The 21,844-nt window shown below is 74.8% G+C and carries 19 protein-coding genes; 10 read left to right on the top strand and 9 right to left on the bottom strand.

The window, feature by feature from the left end; all coding sequences use genetic code 11:
* The first annotated feature begins 87 nt into the window (after positions 1–87).
* The gene (locus ACIQ8B_RS32375) at positions 88–2,253 is read left to right on the top strand and encodes a serine/threonine-protein kinase (RefSeq protein WP_403551828.1); all 2,166 of its coding nucleotides are present in this window, start codon (positions 88–90) and stop codon (positions 2,251–2,253) included.
* A gap of 38 nt (positions 2,254–2,291) precedes the next feature.
* Here the strand turns inward: ACIQ8B_RS32375 and ilvD are convergent, their stop codons facing one another.
* From ilvD to ACIQ8B_RS32355, 4 genes are all read right to left on the bottom strand, one after another.
* Positions 2,292–4,145: a dihydroxy-acid dehydratase gene (gene ilvD, locus ACIQ8B_RS32370; protein ID WP_290005475.1), complete on the bottom strand. Its 1,854-nt coding sequence runs from the start codon at positions 4,143–4,145 to the stop codon at positions 2,292–2,294.
* A 242-nt stretch (positions 4,146–4,387) separates the two neighbouring features.
* Positions 4,388–5,035, bottom strand: a complete 648-nt coding sequence (locus ACIQ8B_RS32365) for a TetR family transcriptional regulator (protein ID WP_403551826.1) — start codon at positions 5,033–5,035, stop codon at positions 4,388–4,390.
* The gene (locus ACIQ8B_RS32360; RefSeq protein WP_403551824.1) at positions 5,032–5,901 is read right to left on the bottom strand and encodes a sugar phosphate isomerase/epimerase family protein; all 870 of its coding nucleotides are present in this window, start codon (positions 5,899–5,901) and stop codon (positions 5,032–5,034) included. The genes ACIQ8B_RS32365 and ACIQ8B_RS32360 overlap by 4 nt, the downstream gene beginning before the upstream one ends.
* A gap of 138 nt (positions 5,902–6,039) precedes the next feature.
* The gene (locus tag ACIQ8B_RS32355; protein ID WP_403551822.1) at positions 6,040–6,972 is read right to left on the bottom strand and encodes a Ppx/GppA family phosphatase; all 933 of its coding nucleotides are present in this window, start codon (positions 6,970–6,972) and stop codon (positions 6,040–6,042) included.
* A 95-nt stretch (positions 6,973–7,067) separates the two neighbouring features.
* On the opposite strand from ACIQ8B_RS32355, the gene ACIQ8B_RS32350 reads away from it, so the two are divergent.
* On the top strand, positions 7,068–7,940 hold the full coding sequence (locus ACIQ8B_RS32350) for a hypothetical protein (RefSeq protein WP_403551820.1): 873 nt from the start codon (positions 7,068–7,070) through the stop codon (positions 7,938–7,940).
* A 60-nt stretch (positions 7,941–8,000) separates the two neighbouring features.
* On the opposite strand, the gene ACIQ8B_RS32345 is transcribed toward ACIQ8B_RS32350, so the two are convergent.
* Complete coding sequence (locus ACIQ8B_RS32345) at positions 8,001–9,776, bottom strand: hypothetical protein (RefSeq protein ID WP_403551818.1); 1,776 nt, start codon at positions 9,774–9,776, stop codon at positions 8,001–8,003.
* A gap of 330 nt (positions 9,777–10,106) precedes the next feature.
* On the opposite strand from ACIQ8B_RS32345, the gene radA reads away from it, so the two are divergent.
* Positions 10,107–11,519, top strand: a complete 1,413-nt coding sequence (gene radA, locus ACIQ8B_RS32340; protein ID WP_290005466.1) for a DNA repair protein RadA — start codon at positions 10,107–10,109, stop codon at positions 11,517–11,519.
* Between the two features lie 69 nt (positions 11,520–11,588).
* The gene (disA, locus tag ACIQ8B_RS32335) at positions 11,589–12,713 is read left to right on the top strand and encodes a DNA integrity scanning diadenylate cyclase DisA (RefSeq protein ID WP_106413096.1); all 1,125 of its coding nucleotides are present in this window, start codon (positions 11,589–11,591) and stop codon (positions 12,711–12,713) included.
* A 79-nt stretch (positions 12,714–12,792) separates the two neighbouring features.
* Here disA and ACIQ8B_RS32330 read toward each other — a convergent pair whose 3' ends face one another.
* Entirely contained in the window at positions 12,793–13,668 is an 876-nt protein-coding gene (locus ACIQ8B_RS32330) for a hypothetical protein (RefSeq protein ID WP_403551814.1), read from the bottom strand.
* Positions 13,669–13,842: 174 nt separating this feature from the next.
* Here ACIQ8B_RS32330 and ACIQ8B_RS32325 point away from each other — a divergent pair, with 174 nt between their 5' ends.
* On the top strand, positions 13,843–14,487 hold the full coding sequence (locus ACIQ8B_RS32325; RefSeq protein ID WP_403551812.1) for a phosphatase PAP2 family protein: 645 nt from the start codon (positions 13,843–13,845) through the stop codon (positions 14,485–14,487).
* Between the two features lie 22 nt (positions 14,488–14,509).
* Here ACIQ8B_RS32325 and ACIQ8B_RS32320 read toward each other — a convergent pair whose 3' ends face one another.
* Both ACIQ8B_RS32320 and ACIQ8B_RS32315 read right to left on the bottom strand, forming a co-directional pair.
* The gene (locus ACIQ8B_RS32320; protein WP_403551810.1) at positions 14,510–15,175 is read right to left on the bottom strand and encodes a response regulator; all 666 of its coding nucleotides are present in this window, start codon (positions 15,173–15,175) and stop codon (positions 14,510–14,512) included.
* On the bottom strand, positions 15,172–16,728 hold the full coding sequence (locus ACIQ8B_RS32315) for a sensor histidine kinase (protein ID WP_403551807.1): 1,557 nt from the start codon (positions 16,726–16,728) through the stop codon (positions 15,172–15,174). The genes ACIQ8B_RS32320 and ACIQ8B_RS32315 overlap by 4 nt, the downstream gene beginning before the upstream one ends.
* 131 nt (positions 16,729–16,859) lie before the next feature.
* On the opposite strand from ACIQ8B_RS32315, the gene ACIQ8B_RS32310 reads away from it, so the two are divergent.
* The 5 genes from ACIQ8B_RS32310 (at position 16,860) to cseC (ending at position 21,472) form a co-directional block, all read left to right on the top strand.
* Positions 16,860–17,795, top strand: coding sequence for an A/G-specific adenine glycosylase (locus ACIQ8B_RS32310; RefSeq protein WP_290005457.1), 936 nt, complete (start codon positions 16,860–16,862; stop codon positions 17,793–17,795).
* 288 nt (positions 17,796–18,083) lie between these two features.
* Positions 18,084–18,623 carry a SigE family RNA polymerase sigma factor gene (locus ACIQ8B_RS32305; protein WP_290005455.1) on the top strand — a complete coding sequence of 180 codons (540 nt, stop codon included), beginning with the start codon at positions 18,084–18,086 and terminating at the stop codon, positions 18,621–18,623.
* A complete protein-coding gene (locus tag ACIQ8B_RS32300) occupies positions 18,611–19,261 on the top strand; it encodes a hypothetical protein (RefSeq protein WP_403551803.1) in 651 nt (216 codons plus the stop codon). Before ACIQ8B_RS32305 ends, ACIQ8B_RS32300 begins: the two co-directional genes overlap by 13 nt.
* 160 nt (positions 19,262–19,421) lie before the next feature.
* Complete coding sequence (gene cseB / locus ACIQ8B_RS32295; RefSeq protein ID WP_290005450.1) at positions 19,422–20,120, top strand: two-component system response regulator CseB; 699 nt, start codon at positions 19,422–19,424, stop codon at positions 20,118–20,120.
* Positions 20,121–20,128: 8 nt separating this feature from the next.
* Positions 20,129–21,472 carry a two-component system sensor histidine kinase CseC gene (gene cseC / locus ACIQ8B_RS32290; protein WP_403551800.1) on the top strand — a complete coding sequence of 448 codons (1,344 nt, stop codon included), beginning with the start codon at positions 20,129–20,131 and terminating at the stop codon, positions 21,470–21,472.
* 235 nt (positions 21,473–21,707) lie between these two features.
* Here the strand turns inward: cseC and ACIQ8B_RS32285 are convergent.
* Positions 21,708–21,844 (bottom strand): M23 family metallopeptidase (locus ACIQ8B_RS32285; RefSeq protein ID WP_403551836.1); only part of this gene is annotated, 137 nt, incomplete at its 5' end.

Genomic DNA, 21,844 nt, shown 5'->3' with positions numbered 1-21,844 from the left:
AGACGGGCACGCCGCAGCCGTCCCGCACGCACCATCGACTAGGCTCCGAGCGTCGCGCGCGCGAACGAGCAGCACGGGGGTGGTTCCTTGACGCCGCAGCGGAACACCGGAGCAGGTGCGGAAGCGGAACTTCCTGCATACACCGGTCACTACCGTCTGGAGTCCTGTCTGGGCTCCGGGGGCATGGGCGTCGTGCATCTGGCCCGCAGCCCCTCCGGCATGCGGGTCGCGGTGAAGGTCGTTCACGCCCGCTACGCCATGGACCCTGAGTTCAGGGGGCGTTTCCGGCAGGAGGTGGCCGCCGCGCGACGGGTGAGCGGAGCCTTCACGGCGCCCGTCGTCGATGCCGACCCCGACGGTGGGCGCCCCTGGATGGCCACCCTCTACATCCCCGGTCCGACACTCTCCGAACAGGTGAACCGGAACGGCCCCATGGACCCGGACCAGTCGCGTCGGCTGATGGCCGGGCTCGCCGAGGCGCTGCGGGACATCCACCGGGTCGGTGTCGTGCACCGGGACCTGAAGCCGAGCAACGTGCTGCTCGCCGACGACGGGCCCAAGGTCATCGACTTCGGGATCTCCCGGCCCAGGGACAGCGAACTGCGCACCGAGACCGGAAAGTTGATCGGCACGCCGCCGTTCATGGCGCCCGAGCAGTTCCGCACCCCCCGTGAAGTGGGCCCCGCCGCCGACATGTTCGCGCTCGGCTCGCTCATGGTGCACGCGACGACGGGGCGCGGCCCCTTCGACTCCGACAGCCCCTACGTCGTCGCCTACCAGGTCGTCCACGACGAACCCGAACTGACCGGTGTGCCGGAGTCCATCGCGCCCCTGGTGCGGCGGTGTCTGGCGAAGGAGCCCGACGACCGGCCCACTCCGGACGAGCTGATGCGGGAACTGCGGTCGCTGTCGGCGAGGTACGAGACACAGGTGTTCCTGCCGGGGCAACGGGCCCCGGAGACGCAGGAGTCGTCCGCGGCACGGGAGACGTCCGGCGCACACGAGACGTCCGGCGCTCAGGAGGAAGCCGCTGCCGCACCTCCTGCGGACGCGTCCGCGGAGCGGGCCGCGCGGCGTCCGGGCCGACGGGCGGCCCTGGTGGCCGGGGTTCTGTGCCTGGCCGTGCTCGGCGGGCTCGCCGCGCTCGAGGTGTTCGGCGACACACCGCCGCCGCGCCGGACCGCCGCCGCGCGGAGCGCGCCGGCCGGACCGGCCGTGTGGGAGACGGTGCCCGGCTCGGAGGACAGCGGCGTCCCCCAGTGCACGTACGGGGCCGGAAGGCTGCTCTGTGCGGTGCCCGGCATGGTCCTCGCCCTCGATCCGGCCGACGGCCGCACCGTGTGGCGGCACGACGCCGTCCCGGGGACGACGCGGAGCGAACCGCCCGTCCTGTCCGGCGGTCTGCTCCAGCCCTCCCTCGACCGGATCGGCGACCTCGAGGCACTCGACCCGGCCACGGGCGAGCCGGTGTGGCGGCAGGGGGACACGCCCGCCTACGAGGGGGTGCGGGCGGTGGGCGACACCCTGCTGCTGACCCGCGCCGACGGGATGGTCACGGGCGTGGACAGCGCCTCGGGCGAGACCAGGTGGTCCCGCCGGATCCCCGGTCACGCCGCTCCGTACTTCGCCTCGTTCGGCGGAGAGGAGCCGTCGGCCTTCGCGGCGCTCCCGTCCGCGGACGGGAGCGCGACCCGCGTCACCGCGGTGGACCCGGCGACGGGGGACGTGCGGTGGGACACGGAGCTCGAGGGATCGCTGACGCCCGTGGGAGCCGCTGACGGACACGTGTACCTCGTCGCGGACGGGGCCGTCCACGGGGACGCCGGGGCCGTGGTGCGGTTCACGCCCGGCACCGGCGACACACGGCGGGTGGCGCTGCCCGTACCTGTCCCTGCGGCAGAGGCAGGCGTGCACGGCGACACCGTGTACCTCATGGGGGCGGGCGGATCACTCGCGGCCGTCGACATGGCCGCCGGCGAACAGCGGTGGCGGCTGGAGACGGGGGTGAGCCGGGGCTCGGCGCCCGCCTCCGACGGACGGCACGTGTACGTCTCCGCTCCCGACGGACGGCTGCTCGGCGTCGACGCCCGCGAGGGCACGCTCCTCGGGCAGACCCGGCCGCGGCTCGGGCCCGCGCCCGACCGCGTCCCCGGGACACTGGCCGTGCCCGTCCTCGCGGGTGACCACGTCGTCGCGGGCGCCCCCGACGGCGCCGTCTTCGCCGTGGACGCGGGCGACCCCGCCGCCTGGTGACGGGCGGCGGGGTCGTGACGGCGCGGTGGCGGGCGGCCTCAGCCCAGCTTGGTCACGTCGCGGACCGCGCCCTTGTCCGCGCTGGTCGCCATCGCCGCGTAGGCCCGCAGGGCCGCGGAGACCTTGCGGTCGCGGTTCTTCGGGGCGTACCGGCCGCCGAGAGCCTCCTCGCGGCGGGCCAGCTCCGCGTCGTCGACCAGCAGCTCCACGGAGCGGCCCGGGATGTCGATGCGGATGCGGTCGCCGTCCTCGACCAGGGCGATGGTGCCGCCGGAGGCCGCCTCCGGGGAGGCGTGGCCGATGGACAGGCCGGACGTGCCGCCGGAGAAGCGGCCGTCGGTGATCAGGGCGCAGGCCTTGCCGAGGCCGCGGCTCTTCAGGTACGACGTCGGGTAGAGCATCTCCTGCATGCCGGGGCCGCCCTTGGGGCCCTCGTAGCGGATGACGACGACGTCGCCCTCCTTCACCTGCTGGGTGAGGATCTTCTGGACGGCCTCCTCCTGCGACTCGCAGACGACCGCCGGGCCCTCGAAGGTCCAGATGGACTCGTCGACGCCGGCCGTCTTCACCACGCAGCCGTCGACGGCGAGGTTGCCGCGCAGCACCGCCAGGCCGCCGTCCTTGGAGTAGGCGTGCTCGGCGGAGCGGATGCAGCCGCCCTCGGCGTCCTCGTCGAGGGCGTCCCAGCGCTCGGACTGGGAGAAGGCCTCGGCGGAGCGCTTGCAGCCGGGGGCCGCGTGCCACAGCTCGACCGCCTCCGGGGAGGGGGAGCCGGCGCGGATGTCCCAGGTCTTCAGCCAGTCCGCGAGGGACGGGCTGTGGACGGCGTGGACGTCCTCGTTGAGCAGGCCCGCGCGGTGGAGTTCGCCGAGCAGGGCGGGGATGCCGCCCGCGCGGTGCACGTCCTCCATGTAGTACGTGCGGTCCTTGGCGACGTTCGGGGCGACCTTCGCGAGGCACGGGACGCGGCGGGAGAGGGCGTCGATCTCGGTGAGGCCGAACGGCACCTCGGCCTCCTGGGCGGCGGCCAGCAGGTGCAGGATCGTGTTGGTGGAGCCGCCCATGGCGATGTCCAGCGCCATCGCGTTCTCGAACGCCTGGAAGGTGGCGATGGAGCGGGGCAGGACCGTGTCGTCGTCCTGCTCGTAGTAACGGCGGGTGAGGTCCATGACCGTCTCGGCCGCACGGACGTACAGGTCCTTGCGGGCGGTGTGGGTGGCCAGGACCGAGCCGTTGCCGGGGAGGGAGAGGCCGATCGCCTCGGTGAGGCAGTTCATCGAGTTGGCGGTGAACATGCCGGAACAGGAGCCGCAGGTGGGGCAGGCGTTCTCCTCGATGCGGAGCACGTCCGCGTCGGACACCTTGTCGTTGGCCGCCTCGACCATCGCGTCGATCAGGTCCAGGGTGCGGACCGTGCCGTCGACCAGGGTGGCCCGGCCGGCCTCCATCGGGCCTCCGGAGACGAACACCGTGGGGATGTTCAGCCGCAGCGCGGCGTTGAGCATGCCCGGGGTGATCTTGTCGCAGTTGGAGATGCAGATCAGGGCGTCCGCGCGGTGCGCCTCGACCATGTACTCCACGCTGTCCGCGATCAGGTCGCGGGAGGGCAGCGAGTAGAGCATGCCGCCGTGGCCCATCGCGATGCCGTCGTCGACGGCGATGGTGTTGAACTCGCGCGGGATGCCGCCCGCCGCGACGACCGCCTCGCTGACGATCCGGCCGACCGGCGCGAGGTGCGTGTGGCCGGGGACGAACTCGGTGAAGCTGTTGGCGACCGCGATGATCGGCTTCCGGCCGATGTCCGCACCGGGTACACCGGAGGCGCGCATAAGGGCGCGGGCGCCCGCCATGTTGCGGCCGTGGGTGACTGTGCGGGACCTCAGCTCGGGCATCGTCGCTCGCTCCTTCAGACCTTCGGGGAGTCCTTGCCAGAGAGTTCTGACGGCATCGAGCGTACGCCGGTCATCCAGAGGGCGGGACAAGGTGTCCGGAATACGGGACGCGTGTCTCAGGCGCCCAGGGCGCGCGGGCGGTCGGTCACCGGGGAGCCCGGCCGGCCGTCGTGGGCGGTCGGCCGCCGGTGAGTCCGGTCGTCGCGGGTGCTCAGCCCCGGGTGAGCCCGCCTCGCGGACCGTCAGTCCCCGGTGAGGTGGCCCTGCACGACCGGCGCGACCCGTCGGACGATGTCCTCGGGGTCGGCCGAGGCGAGCGGTTCCACCCGGATCACGTACCGGATCATCACGATGCCGACGAGCTGGGCGGCGGCCAGCTCGGCCCGCAGCTCCGCGTCCGGCCGGTCGAGCCGGCCGGCGATCCGGCGCATCAGCTGGCTGACGACGAGGCGGCGGAAGACGGCGGCCGCGGCGTCGTTGGTGACGGCGGAGCGGATGATCGCGAGCAGGGGGGCGCGCGTGACCGGGTTCTCCCACAGTCCGATGATCATGCGGGTCATCCGCTCGCCCACCTCGTCGAGCGGCCCCTCGGTCACCGTCTCCCGCTCGTCGAGCACCGGTCCGAACGCGATCTCGACGGCGGCCTCGAAGACCCGCTCCTTGGTGCCGAAGTAGTGGTGCACGAGGGCGGAGTCCACCCCGGCGGCCTTGGCGATGCCTCGCACGGACGTCTTCTCGTAGCCCTGCGCGGAGAACTCCTCGCGGGCCGCGTCGAGGATGCGGTCGCGGGTGCCGGCCGACTCGGTGCGCGGCGGGCGGCCGCGGCGCCGGGGGGCGCCGGCGCCCCGCGCGGGGGCGGCCGGGCCGTCGCTCGCGGTCACGCCGGTCATCGCCGGGGCGCCCGGAGGGCGGACGGTGAAGGAGGGGAGGAGGGGGAGGGGGAGGACGCGGAGGCGAGGTGGAGGCGGGTGAAGGCCAGGGCCTCCGCCAGATCGGCCTCGCGCTCGGCGCTGGACATGGCGCGCCGGGTGTTGACCTCGATCACGACATGACCGTCGAAACCGCTCCTCGCCAGCCCCTCCAGCACCTCGGCGCACGGCTGGTCGCCGCGTCCGGGCACCAGGTGCTCGTCCTTGGCGGAGCCCCGGCCGTCGGCCATGTGCACGTGCCCCAGCCGGTCGCCCATGCGCTCGACCATCCGCAGGGTGTCGGTGCGGGAGGTGGAGGCGTGGCTGAGGTCGATCGTGAAGTGGCGGTAGTCCTCCTTGGTCACGTCCCAGTCGGGGGCGTAGGCCAGCATCTCGCGGTCGCGGTAGCGCCAGGGGTACATGTTCTCCACGGCGAACCGCACGTCGGTCTCGTTCGCCATCCGCCAGATGCCGTCCACGAAGTCGCGGGCGTACTGCCGCTGCCAGCGGAAGGGCGGGTGGACGACGACCGTCGACGCGCCGAGCTTCTCGGCGGCGGCCCGGGCCCGCTGGAGCTTGGTCCAGGGGTCGGTGGACCACACGCGCTGCGTGATCAGCAGGCAGGGCGCGTGGACGGCGAGGACGGGGATGCGGTGGTAGTCGCTGAGCCTGCGGAGGGCCTCGATGTCCTGGCTGACCGGATCCGTCCAGACCATCACCTCGACGCCGTCGTATCCGAGGCGCGCGGCCATCTCGAAGGCCGTCGCCGTCGACTCCGGGTACACGGAGGCCGTCGACAGGGCGACCTTCGCATCCGGGATGCGGACTACGTCCCTTGCTTCTGCCACGAGCCTCAGGTTACGGGGTGGGGCGGGGGCGGTGCGGGGTGCTGTCTCGCCGTTGTGGTGTTTGCCATAGCGGGCCGCGGCGGAGGGCGGACGCCCGCGGACGGGCCGCCGGCGTCGCGCTCCGGGGGACTGGACGGCTCAGGCCGGGCCCATGTGGTCGAGGCGGCGGAGTATGACGCCCTCCCGCAGCGCCCAGGGGCAGATCTCCAGGCGCTCCACGCCGAGCAGGTCCATGACGCCCTCGGCGACCATCGCGCCGGCGAGCAGCTGCCCCGCGCGGGCCGCGGACACGCCCGGCAGCTCGGCGCGCTCGGCGACGGTCATCCCGGCCAGCCGCGGCACCCAGGCCTCCAGCGACTCGCGCTTCAGCTCGCGCTGGACGTACAGGCCCTCGGTGGAGCCCGGGGCGCCCGCGAGCCGGGCGAGCTGCTTGAAGGTCTTCGAGGTGGCCACCACGTGGTCCGGCGCGCCGAACCGCCTGAACTCGCCGACCGTGCGCGCTATCTCGGTACGGACATGGCGGCGCAGCGCGCGCACGTCCTCGGCCTCGGGCGGGTCCCCGGGCAGCCGGCCGACGGTGAGGCGGCCCGCGCCGAGCGGCAGCGACACCGCGGCGTCCGGCTCCTCGTCCATGCCGTACGCGATCTCCAGCGAGCCGCCGCCGATGTCGATGACGAGCAGCTTGCCGGAGGACCAGCCGAACCAGCGGCGGGCGGCGAGGAAGGTGAGCTTCGCCTCCTCCTCGCCGCTGAGCACCCGCAGCTCGACGCCGGTCTCGTCGCGGACGCGGGTGAGGACGTCGTCGGCGTTGCTCGCGTCGCGCACCGCGGACGTCGCGAACGGCAGCAGCTCCTCCACGCCCTTGTCCTCGGCGGCCCGGAGCGCCTCGTGGACGACCGACACCAGACGGTCGACGCCCTCGGGGCCGATCGATCCGTCGGCGCCGAGGAGCTGGGCGAGGCGCAGTTCGGCCTTGTGCGAGTGCGCGGGCAGCGGCCGCGCACCGGGGTGGGCGTCGACCACCAGCAGATGCACCGTGTTCGAACCCACGTCGAGGACACCGAGTCTCATGTACGGAACGCTACTGCCGGCAGCGTGCCGCGTTGCCCGGTTCCCGACGGCCGGGCCGGTGCCGGGGCCGGGCTCCGGCGACTTACCCTGGACAGGTGCCAAAGACGAAAAAGGCGAAGGACGAGAAGACGGAAAAAAAGGCCAGGAAGGGAAAGCGGGCCGGACTGGCCGGCGATCCTTCGCGGGTGCCGGCCCCGCAGGCGCCGCGGCCGGCGCCTGTCGACGACGAGCAGGGTCTCGACTTCGCCCGTGCCTGGGTGGAATTTCCTGATCCGGCGGACGACGAGCAGGTCTTCCGCTGCGATCTGACATGGCTCACCTCTCGGTGGAACTGCATCTTCGGCAGCGGCTGCCAGGGCATCCAGGCGGGCCGCGCGGACGACGGGTGCTGCAGCCTGGGTGCCCACTTCTCGGACGAGGACGACGAGAAGCGCGTCGCCGGGCATGTGGCAAGGCTCACACCGGACATCTGGCAGCACCACGCGGAGGGCACCCGCAACGGGTGGATCTCCGAGGACGAGGACGGCGAGCGGCAGACGCGCCCGTTCCAGGGCTCGTGCATCTTCCAGAACCGTCCGGGTTTCCCGGGCGGCATGGGCTGCTCGCTGCACATCCTCGCCCTCAAGGAGGGCCGCGAGCCGCTGGAGACCAAGCCGGACGTCTGCTGGCAGCTGCCGATCCGGCGTACCTACGACTGGATCGACCGGCCCGACGACACGCGGGTGCTGCAGGTGTCGATCGGTGAGTACGACCGGCGGGGCTGGGGTCCGGGCGGCCACGACCTGCACTGGTGGTGCACCTCGGCCACCTCGGCGCACGGCGCGGGCGAGCCGGTGTACGTCTCCTACCGCGCGGAGCTGACCGAGCTGATGGGCAAGGCGGGGTACGACCGGCTGGTCGAGCTGTGCGAGCAGCGGCTGGCGTCGCAGCTGCCGTTGGTGGCGCCGCACCCGGCGGACCCGGCCTGACGGGTCGCTCCCGAGGTCCTGGGCGCCCGTCCCCGCCGGGGGGCGGGCGCCGCTTCGTGTCTAGGACGTGCCCGGGTCCGGGGTGCCCGTGCCGGCGGGGGCGGGGTCGCTCGGGTCCGCGGGCTCGGGGTCGGAGGGGGACGGGTCGGAAGGGGACGGGTCGCTCGGGGCCGGGTCGGCCGTCGAGGGATCCGGGTCCGGATCCGCGGAGGACGGCGGGTCCGCCGGGGTGGGGTCCGAGGGCGTCGGCGTCGTGGGCGTGGGGTCCGGGTGCGAGGGCGACGGGGGCGGGACGCCCGGGGTGCCCGGGGTGGAGGGGGAGCCGCTGACCGGGGCGGACCGGGCGGGTCCGTACCCCTCGACGGACACCAGCGAGCCCGCCGGGGAGACCGCCACCGTGGCCCGCCAGTGGCCGGACGGCTCGCGCAGCTGGTCGACGTGGACCCGGACCGTCACCGACTCGCCGGGGGCGAGCGTGCCCGACGAACGGCTCAGGTAGAGCCAGGGGGCCCCGGTGGACGCGGACCAGCGGACCGGTCCTGCGCCCCGCGCGGTCAGGGTGATCAAGGTGGTGTCGCCGCGGTGGGCGGCCGTCACGCCCAGCACGGCGGCGCCCTTGTCTCCGGCGCCCGCGGCCTCGACGACCTCCACCGACACGTCCGGCGATCCGTCCGCGTCGAAGCGGGCGCCGGGGCGGGGCTCGGCGTTGCCGGCGTTCTCGTAGCCCGCGCCGCCGTCGAGGCCGACGGCGCGGTCCTCGCGGGCGGCGGCCGGGCCGCCGTCCGCGCCCTCGCCGACCGGGGTGGCCCGGTAGGCGGCCCACAGCGCGAGCACGGGCGCGGCGACGACCGTGGCGACCACGGTCGTGGTGACGGCACGCACGCGCAGGCGGTCCCGGCGGGCGACCCGGTCCTTGGGGTCCATCGGGAAGCCGCGCCGGTCGAAGCGGGGCGCGGCGCCGCGCGCGCGTGGGTGGTGGGCGAGGGCGGTGTGCAGGGCGGCGGTGGGCGCGGGCACGAGCGGCAGGGCGTCCGGCGTGACGCCGGTGCCGGGCCACCGGCCCGGGACGGCCCGCTCGGCGGTACGGCGGCAGCGCGGGCAGTCGTCGACGTGCCGGACCAGTTCGCGGCGCAGGGTCGTGCCGAGCACCATCCCCTGGTCGCCGGTGAGGTGCGCCACGCCGGGGCAGGCGCCGGTCTCCACGACGGCGAGGGCCGCGCGGGTGCGCTCCACCTCGCAGACCGCGGTGGCGAGCAGTTCGCGCGCCGCGGCCGGGGCCATGCCGAGGACGGCGGCGACCTCGTGGGCGGCGAGACGGTGGCGGACGGCGAGTTCGAGCGCCTCGCGCTGCTCCGGGCCGGTGCCGGCGGCCTCCGGCCAGGCCAGGGCGGCCAGTTCGCGGCGGCGCCGCTCCTGCTCCTCGGCGGGGGCGGCCGGGGCGGGGGCGCTCCCCGCGGAGGCACGCCGCCCGCCGGAGCGGCCGCCGGCGTGGGAGGCCTGACGTTTCTGCCTGGCCTCGGCCAGCTTGCGCAGGCACGCCCAGCGGGCGAGGGCGTACAGCCATGCGCGGAGGCTGCCGAGTTCGTCCGGGGCGTGCCGGTCGCGGCGCTCCGCGAGGTGGAGCGCGTCGGCCAGGGCGGCGGTCGCCGCGTCGTGGTCGCACAGGACGGACAGGCAGTAGGTGAACAGGCCGTCCAGGTGCGGCTCGTAGCGGGCGGCCGGCGGCCGGGCCAGCGTGCGCGCGGCCGCCCGGTCGCGCGCTTCCCGGTGCGTCCGGTGGGTTCCGGTCGTACGGGTGGACGTACGGGTCGAGGTGTCCGGGCCGCTGCTCGTCATTCGGCGACCGTAGGGGGCGGGGGGCGGCGCCTTCCGGCGCCGTGCGCACTTTTAATCCGTAAGGGTGAAACGATCCCTCAATCCGGGGACGGGGACCTTTCCCGGCCCGTGAGCGGCCACGACGCCCGTGTCCGGCCGCACCCGGGAGGCGGCCGCCGCGGTACCGCCCGGCGGGGCGCCGGCGGGACCGCCGGGGGCGGCGGGACAGCCGAAGCGGTGTGACGCACGGCTCGGCACGGCGGCGCGCGCAGCGGCGCGCGGGCGGGCTGCGCGTGCCGTGGCCGGGCAGGGCCGGCCCGCGTTGTCAGAGGGGGCGGTTACCTTTTGGGCATGGCTGCCCGTACCAAGACGTCCAAGGACCGTCCGTCCTACCGCTGCACCGAGTGCGGATGGCAGACGGCCAAGTGGCTCGGCCGTTGTCCCGAGTGCCAGGCCTGGGGGACGGTCGAGGAGTACGGTGCGGCGCCCGCCGTCCGGACGACCGCGCCGGGGCGGGTCACCACGTCCGCGCTGCCCATCGGGCAGGTCGACGGACGGCAGGCCACCGCCCGCTCCACGGGTGTGCCGGAGCTGGACCGGGTGCTCGGCGGCGGTCTCGTCCCCGGTGCCGTGGTGCTGGTCGCGGGCGAGCCGGGCGTCGGCAAGTCCACGCTGCTGCTGGACGTCGCCGCCAAGTCCGCGAGCGACGAGCACCGCACGCTGTACGTCACGGGTGAGGAGTCGGCGAGCCAGGTCCGGCTGCGGGCCGACCGCATCCACGCCATCGACGACCATCTCTACCTCGCCGCCGAGACGGATCTCGCCGCCGTCCTGGGCCACTTGGACGCGGTGAAGCCGTCGCTGCTGATCCTCGACTCGGTGCAGACGGTGGCGTCCCCGGAGATCGACGGCGCCCCCGGCGGCATGGCCCAGGTCCGCGAGGTGGCCGGGGCGCTGATCCGGGCGTCCAAGGAACGCGGCATGTCCACGCTCCTGGTGGGCCACGTCACCAAGGACGGCGCCATCGCCGGCCCGCGCCTGCTGGAGCACCTGGTCGACGTCGTGCTGCACTTCGAGGGCGACCGGCACGCCCGCCTGCGCCTGGTCCGCGGGGTGAAGAACCGCTACGGCACGACGGACGAGGTCGGCTGTTTCGAACTGCACGACGAGGGCATCACGGGCCTTGCGGACCCGAGCGGACTTTTCCTGACCCGTCGTGACGAACCGGTCCCCGGCACCTGCCTGACCGTCACCCTGGAGGGCCGCCGTCCCCTGGTCGCCGAGGTGCAGGCGCTCACCGTGGACTCGCAGATCCCCTCCCCCCGCCGCACCACCTCCGGCCTGGAGACCTCCCGCGTCTCGATGATGCTGGCGGTGCTGGAACAGCGCGGCCGGATCAGCGCCTTGGGCAAAAGGGACATCTACTCCGCGACCGTCGGCGGCGTGAAGCTCTCCGAGCCGGCCGCGGACCTGGCCGTCGCGCTCGCCCTGGCGTCCGCCGCGAGCGACACCCCGCTGCCGAAGAACCTCGTGGCGATCGGCGAAGTGGGCCTCGCGGGCGAGGTGAGACGGGTCACGGGCGTGCAGCGCAGGCTCGCCGAGGCGCACCGCCTGGGCTTCACGCACGCCCTGGTGCCGGGCGACCCGGGCAAGGTCCCGGCGGGGATGAAGGTCGTGGAAGTGGCGAACATAGGGGACGCGCTGCGGGTCCTTCCCCGCTCCCGTCGCCGAGAGGCCCCACGGGAGCCGGAGGACCGCCGGTAGACTTTGCCCAGGTCTCGCCCGTCCGTACGAAGCGCGGGGGCGCCCAGAACCTGCGACCGGAGGAGTGCAGTGGCAGCCAACGACCGGGCAGCAGCTCCCGGAAAGTCCGGTGGGAGTGCCGGTTCCGATGGCCTGATGCGCGCCTCGCTGAGCGCTGTGGCACCCGGTACCGCCCTGCGTGACGGCTTGGAGCGCGTGCTCCGCGGCAACACGGGCGGGCTCATCGTGCTCGGCTCGGACAAGACCGTCGAGGCGCTGTGCAGCGGCGGTTTCGTGCTGGACGTGGAGTTCACCGCGACCCGGCTGCGCGAGCTGTGCAAGCTGGACGGCGGCATCGTGCTCTCGTCCGACCTGTCCAAGATCCTGCGGGCCGGTGTCCAGCTGGTGCCGGACCCGACGATCCCCACCGAGGAGACCGGCACCCGGCACCGGACCGCCGACCGCGTGAGCAAGCAGGTCGGCTTCCCGGTCGTCTCCGTCTCCCAGTCGATGCGGCTGATCGCCCTCTACGTGGACGGGCAGCGCCGCGTCCTGGAGGACTCGGCGGCGATCCTGTCCCGCGCCAACCAGGCGCTCGCCACCCTGGAGCGCTACAAGCTCCGCCTCGACGAGGTCGCGGGCACGCTGTCCGCGCTGGAGATCGAGGACCTGGTGACGGTCCGGGACGTCTCGGCGGTCGCGCAGCGGCTGGAGATGGTGCGCCGCATCGCCACCGAAATCGCCGAATACGTGGTCGAACTGGGCACCGACGGGCGTCTTCTCGCCCTCCAGCTCGACGAGTTGATCGCGGGCGTGGAGCCGGAGCGCGAACTGGTCGTGCGGGACTACGTCCCCGCGCCGACCGCGAAGCGCTCCCGCACCGTCGACGAGGCGCTGCACGAGCTGGACGCGCTCACCCACGCCGAGCTGCTGGAGCTGTCGACGGTGGCGCGGGCGCTCGGCTACACCGGTTCCCCGGAGACCCTGGACTCGGCGGTGTCGCCGCGCGGCTTCCGCCTGCTGGCGAAGGTGCCGCGGCTGCCCGGCGCGATCATCGACCGCCTGGTGGAGCACTTCGGCGGACTGCAGAAGCTGCTCGCGGCGAGCGTGGACGACCTCCAGACGGTGGACGGCGTGGGCGAGGCCCGCGCCCGCAGCGTCCGCGAGGGCCTGTCCCGCCTGGCGGAGAGCAGCATCCTCGAACGCTACGTCTGACCGGAGCGCCCCTGAGGGGCGCGGGGGACCGCGCTTCCGGCCCTCACCGGCCGTCAGGCCGGGGCGGCCTTCGAGAACCCTAGTCGGCCTTCAGCACGAACGACGTCCGCACCTTCTCGAAGCCGGGCGCCTTCGCCTCGACCAGATACGTGCCCGGCTTCGCCGACCCGCCCTTCGGCGTCGCGCACTCCGCCGCGCTCGGCTTGCGGTCCCACTTCACGGTGTACGTGATGCCGTCCCCGGCCGGCACCCGGAACGCCAGGCTGCGCGCGCCCCTCGGGCAGTGGTCCGACGCCCAGAACGTGTCGTCGTCCGTGGCCTGGGAGACGGTCAACACCGTCCGCTCCGGGCCGAGGTCGATCTTGCAGTCGGCGCCCGACGTGTTCCGCGCGGTGAGCAGGAACGTGGGCGTGTCCGCCGGCCCGTACGTGTTGCGCTCGCTGCGCAGGCTGAACCGGACGGCGTCCGCGGTGCAGTTGGGCAGCCCGGACCCGGATCCGGCCGGCAGCGCGTCACCCGCGCCGACCCCCGCGGACGTACCGCCCTCGGAGCCGCCGCCCGCGCCGCTGCCCGATCCGCCCGATCCGCCCGCGCCGCCGGCGCCCGCGGAGTCCGCGGGGTCGCCGTCGCCTCCTGCGTCGTCGGAACCGGAGGACGAACCCCCGGAGTCGCCGGAACCGCCGCCGGACCCCTCCGACCCGCCGTCGCCCGTCTCGTCACGCCCGCCCGGCGCCTGGCTGATCGCGGGGCCCGAGCCGGACGGTCCCGGAGTGATGGAGGGCGCGGGATTCTTGCCGTTGGCACCGTTGCCGGAACCGTTGCCGTTCCCGCCGGCGGAGACCACGACCCAGGTGATCAACAACGCCAACAGGGCGAGTACGGACAGCAGTACGGCCCTCCGTCGCCAGTAGATGGAGGAGGGAAGCGGCCCGACCGGATTGCGCAGAGATCCCACGGCGCAAACTGTACGAGAGATACGAGCGTTCGCTTGTCCCACCCGCCGTTCAGCACGCAACTTTTCCGGATCATCATCCCGGTAACCGGCCGCACACCCCTGTCTTTCGTCAGGCGGGACACCCGACGATCGCCGGGTGTGACCGTTCCGCCCGTTCGCCTACGTTCGGTGACCATGGACCATGTGGACAGCGGGCTGTACCGCGACATCACCGACCACGCGCACGACGCCCCGGCGTGGCTGCGGCACACGGCCGAGATCGGGACGGAGGCCGGACTCCTCGTGTTCGTCGCGCTGTTCGCCGTCGGCTGGTGGAAGGCACGGCGCTCCGACACCCGCGCGTTCGCGATCGCGGTCCTCGCACCCCTGGCCACGGCTGTGGCGTACGTCTGCAGCGAAGTGCTCAAGTCCGTGGTGGCGGAGGAGCGTCCGTGCCGCGCGGTGACCGGGGCCGCCCCCTCCCTGGCTCAGTGCCCGCCGTACGGCGACTGGTCGTTCCCGAGCAACCACGCCACCATCGCCGGCGCCTCGGCCGCCACGCTGGTCCTGGTGCGCCGCGCCCTCGTCCGGCTGACGGCTCCGCTGGCTCTTCTCGCCGCGTTCTCACGGGTGTTCGTGGGCGTGCACTACCCGCACGACGTGGTCGCCGGTCTGCTGCTGGGCGTCACCGTCTCCCTGGCCGTCGTCGCCCTGGCCACGCGGCCCGCCGTCCGGCTCACGGGGGCGGCGCGCGGTTCGGCGTCACCGGTCGCGCGGTGGATCACCGGTCCCGGTCCGCGGTCCGACGCCTCCTCGTACGCCACGCACCGGCGCCGCTGAACGCCGTCGCCCCGCCGGACGCCTACGTGTCCACCAGTCCCGCCTCGTACGCGACGATCGCCGCCTGTACGCGATTGCGCACGCCGAGCCGGTCCAGGACCGCGCTGACGTACGCCTTCACCGTGCCCTCGACGAGATGCAGCCGGGCGGCGATCTCCGGGTTGGACAGCCCGGCGCCGACCAGGCCGAGCACCTCCCGTTCGCGCGGACTGAGCACCTCCGCCCGCGCCCGCGCCTCCGCCTCACGGGCGAGCCGCCCGCCACCGTCGGACCCGCCGAGCCCTTCGATCACGTACCGGGCCACCGTGGGCGACAGGAAGGCCGCGCCGCGCGCCACCGCCCGTACGCCCGCGAGGAGTTCGTACGGATCGCCGGACTTCAGCAGGAACCCGGTGACGCCACCGGCCAACGCCCTTGCCACGTAAGCGCGTTCGGAGAAGGTGGTGAGCACGGCGACGGCCGTGCCGGGGACCGTGCGGACGACCTCCTCGGCCGCCGCGAGCCCGTCCAGCCGGGGCATGCGGACGTCGAGCAGGGCCACGTCGGGACGGTGCGCGCGGGCCAGTTCGACGGCCTCGTGCCCGTCGCCCGCCTCGGCGACGACCTCCGCCTCGCCGCCGCTGTCCAGGATGGCCCGCACCCCGGCCCGCACCATCGCCTCGTCGTCGGCCAGCAGGACTCTGATCATTCGGTCAACTCCTGTCGCACAGAGCCTTGTCGGCCGCCCGCGCGCGGGACGACGTCCTTGGCGACCAGGCGGCCGGCGTCGTCGAAGCAGAGCCGGTAGTGGTCGACGGAGACGAACAGCTCGCCGCTCGCGCGGTAGTAGCGGCAGTCGGCGTCCTCGGGCGGGGCGGGGGCGCGTTCGGCCGGCGGGTCCTGGATCTGCCGGCCGGGCAGGTCGAGGGCGGTGAGCGGCGTGCCCGGGCGGAGTGCGGCGTAGGCGGCGGGTTCCAGCACCGCGTGCGTCTCGGTGTACGCGTACCAGCCGGCCGCCGCCGCGACCAGGGCGACGCCCGCGCCCGCGGCGACGCCCAGCGCGGTGGCCACACGGCGGCGGGCGCGGGTGAAGGGCGCGGAGGGCGCACGCGACGGCGCGACGGTCCCGTCCGCCCGCGCCGGGACGTGGGCCCGCACCCGGTACCCGCCGCCGTGCGGGCCCGCCTCGAAGGTCCCGCCGACCGCCGTGACGGCCGCGCGCAGCCCGCGCAGTCCCGTACCGCCGCCGGAGGGCGCCGGACTCCGTTCCGTGGCGGGTCCGTTGGTGACGGTGACGGTCGCTCCGGGGCCGCCGGTCAGCTCCACGACCACGGGCGCGCCCGGTGCGTGACGTGCCGCGTTGGTCAGCGCCTCCCGCGCCACCCGGTACAGCAGCCGCTCGGCCACCCCGCCCGGCTCCACGGGCCGCCCGTCGGTCTCACAGCGCACCGGCATCCCGGAGCCGGCGGCGCGGGCGACGAGCTGTCCGACGGTCTCCCCGGCCGGGGCGAGCGGCAGCGGCTCGTCGTCGTCCTCCCGCAGCACGCCGATGATGCGGTGCAGCCGGTCCGTGGCGTCCGCGGCCGCCGCGCGCAGGTCGGCCGCCGCCGCCCGGTGCCGCTCCGGCAGGTCGGGCGCGACCTGGAGGGCGCCCGCCCGCAGCGCGAGCAGGCTCAGCTCGTGCCCGAGGGAGTCGTGCATGTCCTGCGCGATCCTCGCCCGCTCGCGCAGCCGCGCCCGCTCCTCGGCGAGCCGCCGCTCCTCCTCCAGCCGGGCCGCCCGCAGCCAGCCCGCGGCGGTCAGCTCGCGGCTCTGCCGCCAGTAGCGCCCGCCCAGCCAGGGCAGGACGCACCCGAAGAGCAGGGTGCCGGTCATCACCAGCCACGGCGGGACCGGATCGCCCCCGCCGAGCGCGATCCGCACGGCGCCGGCGACACCCACGGCGGCGAAGCACCGGGCGGCGGGGGCGGTGCGCTCCGCCCGCAGCCCGAGCAGCAGCGCGAACACGGCGAGCGCGGGCCCGTAGGAGAGGCTGAACAGCGCGGGGGCGTCGGCCAGGCACAGGACGGCCGTCAGGGCGAACGCGGCGAGGGGGCGGCGGGCGAGGGCGGTGGCGGCGGCGAGCACGCCCGCCCCGGCCGCCTGCTGCCAGAGGGGGCGCGGCTCGTTCAGCCCGAGCCGGTCGGCGCCCAGCGCCGGCAGCACGAGCCCCGACCAGAGCAGGCAGCGGCCGCCGGCCGCGGCGGTACGGGCACGGTCCATGCGCCCGACGCTACAAGCGGCCGCCGGGCGTCCGCCCCTGCCGATCGTCAGGTCCCGTGTCACCCTCCGGGAGCGCTTCGACCGTGGCGCTCGGCCGTCCACGGGGCCCGGCGTGGCAGGATCGACGGGTCATGACTGCTCCCACGAAGCCCCCGTACGGCACCGCCGCCGATTCCGCGTCCGAGCGTGCTCCCGGTGAGCCGCTGCACTCCCCCGTCATCGACTGGTTCGACGAGCACGCCCGGGACCTTCCGTGGCGGCGCCCGGAGGCCGGCGCGTGGGGGGTGATGGTCAGTGAGTTCATGCTGCAGCAGACCCCGGTCAACCGGGTGCTGCCCGTCTACGAGCAGTGGATGGCGCGGTGGCCGCGCCCCGCCGACCTCGCCGCCGAGGCGCCCGGCGAGGCCGTCCGCGCCTGGGGCCGGCTCGGCTACCCGCGCCGCGCCCTGCGGCTGCACGGAGCCGCCGTGGCCATAACGGAACGGCACGGCGGCGACGTCCCGTCCGATCACGCCCAGCTGCTGGCGCTGCCCGGCATCGGCGAGTACACCGCCGCCGCCGTGGCGTCCTTCGCCTACGGGCAGCGGCACGCGGTGCTGGACACCAACGTCCGCCGGGTGTTCGCCCGCGCGGTCAGCGGCACGCAGTACCCGCCGAACGCCACCACCGCCGCCGAGCGCCGGCTGGCCCGCGCGCTGCTGCCGGAGGACGCGGCCACGGCCGCCCGGTGGGCCGCCGCCTCCATGGAGCTGGGCGCGCTGGTGTGCACGGCGAGGAACGAGGCGTGTCACCGCTGCCCGATCGCCGCGCAGTGCGCCTGGCGGCTCGCCGGCAAGCCCGCGCACGAGGGTCCGCCGCGCCGCGGGCAGACGTACGCGGGCACCGACCGGCAGGTCCGCGGGCGGCTGCTGGCCGTGCTGCGGGAGGCGCACGGACCGGTGCCGCAGGCGGCGCTCGACCGGGTGTGGCACGAGCCGGTGCAGCGGGCCCGCGCGCTGGACGGACTGGTGTCCGACGGCCTGGTGGAGCCGATGCCGGGCGGCCTGTACCGGCTGCCGCAGGCCTGAGCCCGGGCCGTTCCCCGTCACACGGTTCACGCCCGTCACACCCCCGTGACGGGCGTACCGCCCCATGACCGCGCCGGCCGGCCACTGCGTGCCGTTCATCCCGTTCGTCCCTCCGTTACACAACCGCCGGACACCCGAGGGCTGCCCGCAGGGTGCTCCGGACAGTGCCGTGACAACGCCTCCGTACCGTCGATCACGTGCTCGACCGGAGCACGGCGAGACGGATGACGAGCGGTACGGCCGGCCCTTCACGGGCGGGCCGGAGCGGGGACCGGAAGGCGGTACACCATGGCGCAGGGCGAGGTACTCGAGTTCGAGGAGTACGTCCGCACCCGACAGGACGCGCTGCTGCGCAGCGCCCGGCGCCTGGTCCCGGACCCCGTCGAGGCGCAGGACCTGCTGCAGACCGCGCTGGTGCGCACGTACGGCCGCTGGGACACCATCGAGGACAAGCGGCTGGCCGACGCCTACCTGCGCCGCGTCATGATCAACACGCGGACGGAGTGGTGGCGGGCGCGCAAGCTGGAGGAGGTGCCCACGGAGCAGCTCCCCGAGTCCCGCGTGGAGGACGCCACCGAGCAGCACGCGGACCGCGCCCTGCTGATGGACGTCCTGAAGGTCCTCGCCCCGAAGCAGCGCAGCGTCGTGGTGCTGCGACACTGGGAGCAGATGTCCACGGACGAGACGGCCGCCGCGCTCGGCATGTCGGCCGGAACGGTCAAGAGCACGCTGCACCGGGCGCTGGCCCGGCTCCGCGAGGAGCTGGAGTCCCGCGAGCTGGACGCACGCGCGCTGGAGCGTGAGGAGCGGGAGCGTTGCGCGGCCTGACCGGCCCGGGGCCCGGAGGGGCCCGGGCCACCGCCCGGACGGCGAGCACGGCGACGGCCGTGCTCGCCGCCGCCGTGCTGCTCGCGAGCGGATGCGGCGCGAGCGGCACCGGCGCCCGGGACGAGGGCCCGGCGCGCGTGGACGACGGGGCGAGCCCGGCCACGCCCGCGACCGCGCCCTCGCCGGCCCCCGACCGGGTCGACGCGGTACGCCTGATCAAGCGGGACCCGGCCGTCTCGGCCCAGGTGAAGCGGGAGCTGAAGCCCTGCGTCGCCGACGAGTACCCGGTGGACGTCAGCTACGGCAACCTCACCGGCGAGGCCCGCGACGACGTCGTCGTCAACGTGCTGACCTGCGGTGACGCCGTCGGTATCGGCGCGTACGTCTACCGGCACCAGGACGGCTCCTACGTCAACGTGTTCAGCGCCGAGGAGCCGCCGGTCTACGCCGAGATCGACCGCGGGGACCTGGTGGTGACCAAGCAGGTCTACGACCGCGGCGACCCGGTGTCGAGCCCGTCCGGCGAGGACGTGATCACGTACCGCTGGGTCTCGGGCCGGTTCGGCGAGAAGTACCGCACCCGCAACGAGTACGGGCCGGTGGCCGGCGCGGTGCCGACACCGGCCCCCGAAAGCTGAGACACGGCTCACCGCGGGAACCGCAGGCGGGCCGCCGGACGATGAGGGGATGAACCCGTCGCGCGGCCGGTGCGTCCCCTGGGATGGGCCACGGACGAGGGGCCGGGCGGGCACGGGGGCGCGTCCGGTCCGGAACCACACGAGAACTGAGAGCAGCGGGATGGCAGACCAGACCCACGTCCTGTTCGTCGAGGACGACGACGTCATCCGCGAGGCCACCCAGCTCACGCTGGAGCGGGACGGCTTCGCGGTCACCGCGATGCCCGACGGACTGTCGGGTCTCGAGGCGTTCCGCGCCGACCGGCCGGACATCGCGCTCCTCGACGTCATGGTGCCCGGCCTGGACGGCGTCAGCCTGTGCCGGCGGATACGGGACGAGTCGACCGTGCCGGTGATCATGCTGTCGGCGCGGGCCGACGCCATCGACGTCGTGCTGGGCCTGGAGGCGGGCGCCGACGACTACGTGACCAAGCCGTTCGACGGCGCCGTCCTGGTCGCCCGGATCCGCGCGGTGGTGCGCCGCTTCGAGCGGGCGGGCGGCGCCGGAGCGGGGCAGGACGACGGGGACGGCGGGCCCGTCCTGGCCTTCGGCGAGCTGGAGATCGACACCGAGGGCATGGAGGTGCGCAAGGCCGGGCGGCCGGTCGCACTCACCCCGACCGAGATGCGGCTGCTGCTGGAGTTCTCCGCGGCGCCGGGCACCGTCCTCTCCCGCGACAAGCTGCTGGAACGGGTGTGGGAGTACGGCTGGGGCGGGGACACCCGGGTGGTCGACGTCCATGTGCAGCGGCTGCGCGGCAAGATCGGCCAGGACCGGATCGAGACGGTCCGGGGCTTCGGCTACAAGCTGAAGGCCTGAGCGGGCTGATGCGCGGGCACATCCGGCGCCTCGTGACGGCGTTCGTGCGGCGGGCCGACCTCGGGGCCGGACTGAGGTGGAAGCTCAGCGCGGCCATCGCGCTGGTCGGCGCGCTGGTGGCGGTCGCGCTCAGCCTGGTCGTGCACAACGCGGCCCGGGTGTCGATGCTGGACAACGCGCGTGACCTGGCCGACGAGCGCATCATGATCGCGCAGCGCAACTACGAGCTGTCCGGACGGCTGAACTTCCCCAACACCAAGATCGACGACCCGCAGCTGCCCCGGGAGCTGCGCGCCAGGGTCGAGGAGGGCCGCCGCGCCACCTACGTGGCCGACCGGGGCGGCGCGCCGGACATCTGGGCGGCGGTGCCGCTGAAGAACGGGCACGTGATGTCGCTGCACTCCGGCTTCACCGACCGCAGCTCGGACATCCTGGAGGACCTCGACCAGGCCCTGCTGATCGGCTCCACCGCGACCGTCCTCGGCGGCTCCGCGCTCGGCGTGCTCATCGGCGGGCACCTGTCGCGGCGGCTGCGCAAGGCGGCCGCCGCCGCCAACCGGGTCGCGGGCGGCGCGACGGACGTACGGGTGCGGGAGGCCATCGGCGGGGTGGTGCGGGACGAGACCGACGACCTCGCCAGCGCGGTGGACGCCATGGCGGACGCGCTGAAGCAGCGGCTGGAGGCCGAACGCCGGGTCACCGCCGACATCGCCCACGAGCTGCGCACCCCGGTGACCGGTCTGCTCACCGCGGCGGAACTGCTGCCGCCGGGCCGGCCCACGGAGCTGGTGCAGGACCGGGCCCGGGCGATGCGCACCCTCGTCGAGGACGTCCTGGAGGTCGCCCGGCTGGACAGCGCGTCCGAACGGGCCGAACTGCAGGACATCCTGCTCGGCCAGTTCGTCGCCCGGCGGGTCGCGGCGAAGGATCCGGACGTCGTCGTGCGGGTGGTGCACGAGTCGGAGGTCACCACCGACCCGCGACGCCTGGAGCGGGTGCTGTTCAACCTGCTCGCCAACGCCGCCCGGCACGGTGCCCCGCCCATCGAGGTCACCGTGGAGGGCCGGGTCGTCCGGGTCCGCGACCACGGGCCCGGCTTCCCCGAGGAGCTGCTCGCCGAGGGGCCGAGCCGCTTCCGCACCGGCAGCGCGGACCGGGCGGGCCGGGGTCACGGCCTGGGCCTGACCATCGCGGCCGGCCAGGCCCGGGTCCTGGGCGCCCGGCTGACCTTCCGCAACGTACGCCCGGCGGGGGCCCCGGACGACGCGCCGCCCGAGGGCGCCGCCGCCGTCCTGTGGCTGCCGGAGCACGCCCCGACGAACACGGGGAGCTATCCGGTGCTGAGGCAGTGAGCACGGTCCCGGGGCGGGCGGGCGCCCCGGAGGGGCCGGCCGCCCGGACCGTCCCGGACGTCGGTGCGGGAGCGTCCTCCCGCCGGTCCTCGCGCGGGCCCGCGCCCTTCAGCGGGCCCTCCCCGACGAAGGCGGCGGCCCCCGGCGACAGCACGGCGACGGCCGCGCCCAGCGGGAACGTGCCGTGCGTGCCCGGGGGGACGGCGTGCCGGTTGTTCCGTCCGCTCCCCGCGGGTCAGAGCGTCACACCCTTGCTGCGCAGGAACTTCGCCGGGTCGACGGCGGAGCCGTAGTTCGGGGTGGTGCGGATCTCGAAGTGCAGGTGGGGACCGCTGGAGTTGCCGGTGTTGCCGGACAGGGCGATCTTCTGGC

It is taken from the genome of Streptomyces sp. NPDC096105 (assembly GCF_044763335.1).
Classification (GTDB): domain Bacteria; phylum Actinomycetota; class Actinomycetes; order Streptomycetales; family Streptomycetaceae; genus Streptomyces.
Note: the sequence above shows the minus strand (reverse complement) of the source record. Positions and strands in the feature narration are given on the sequence as shown.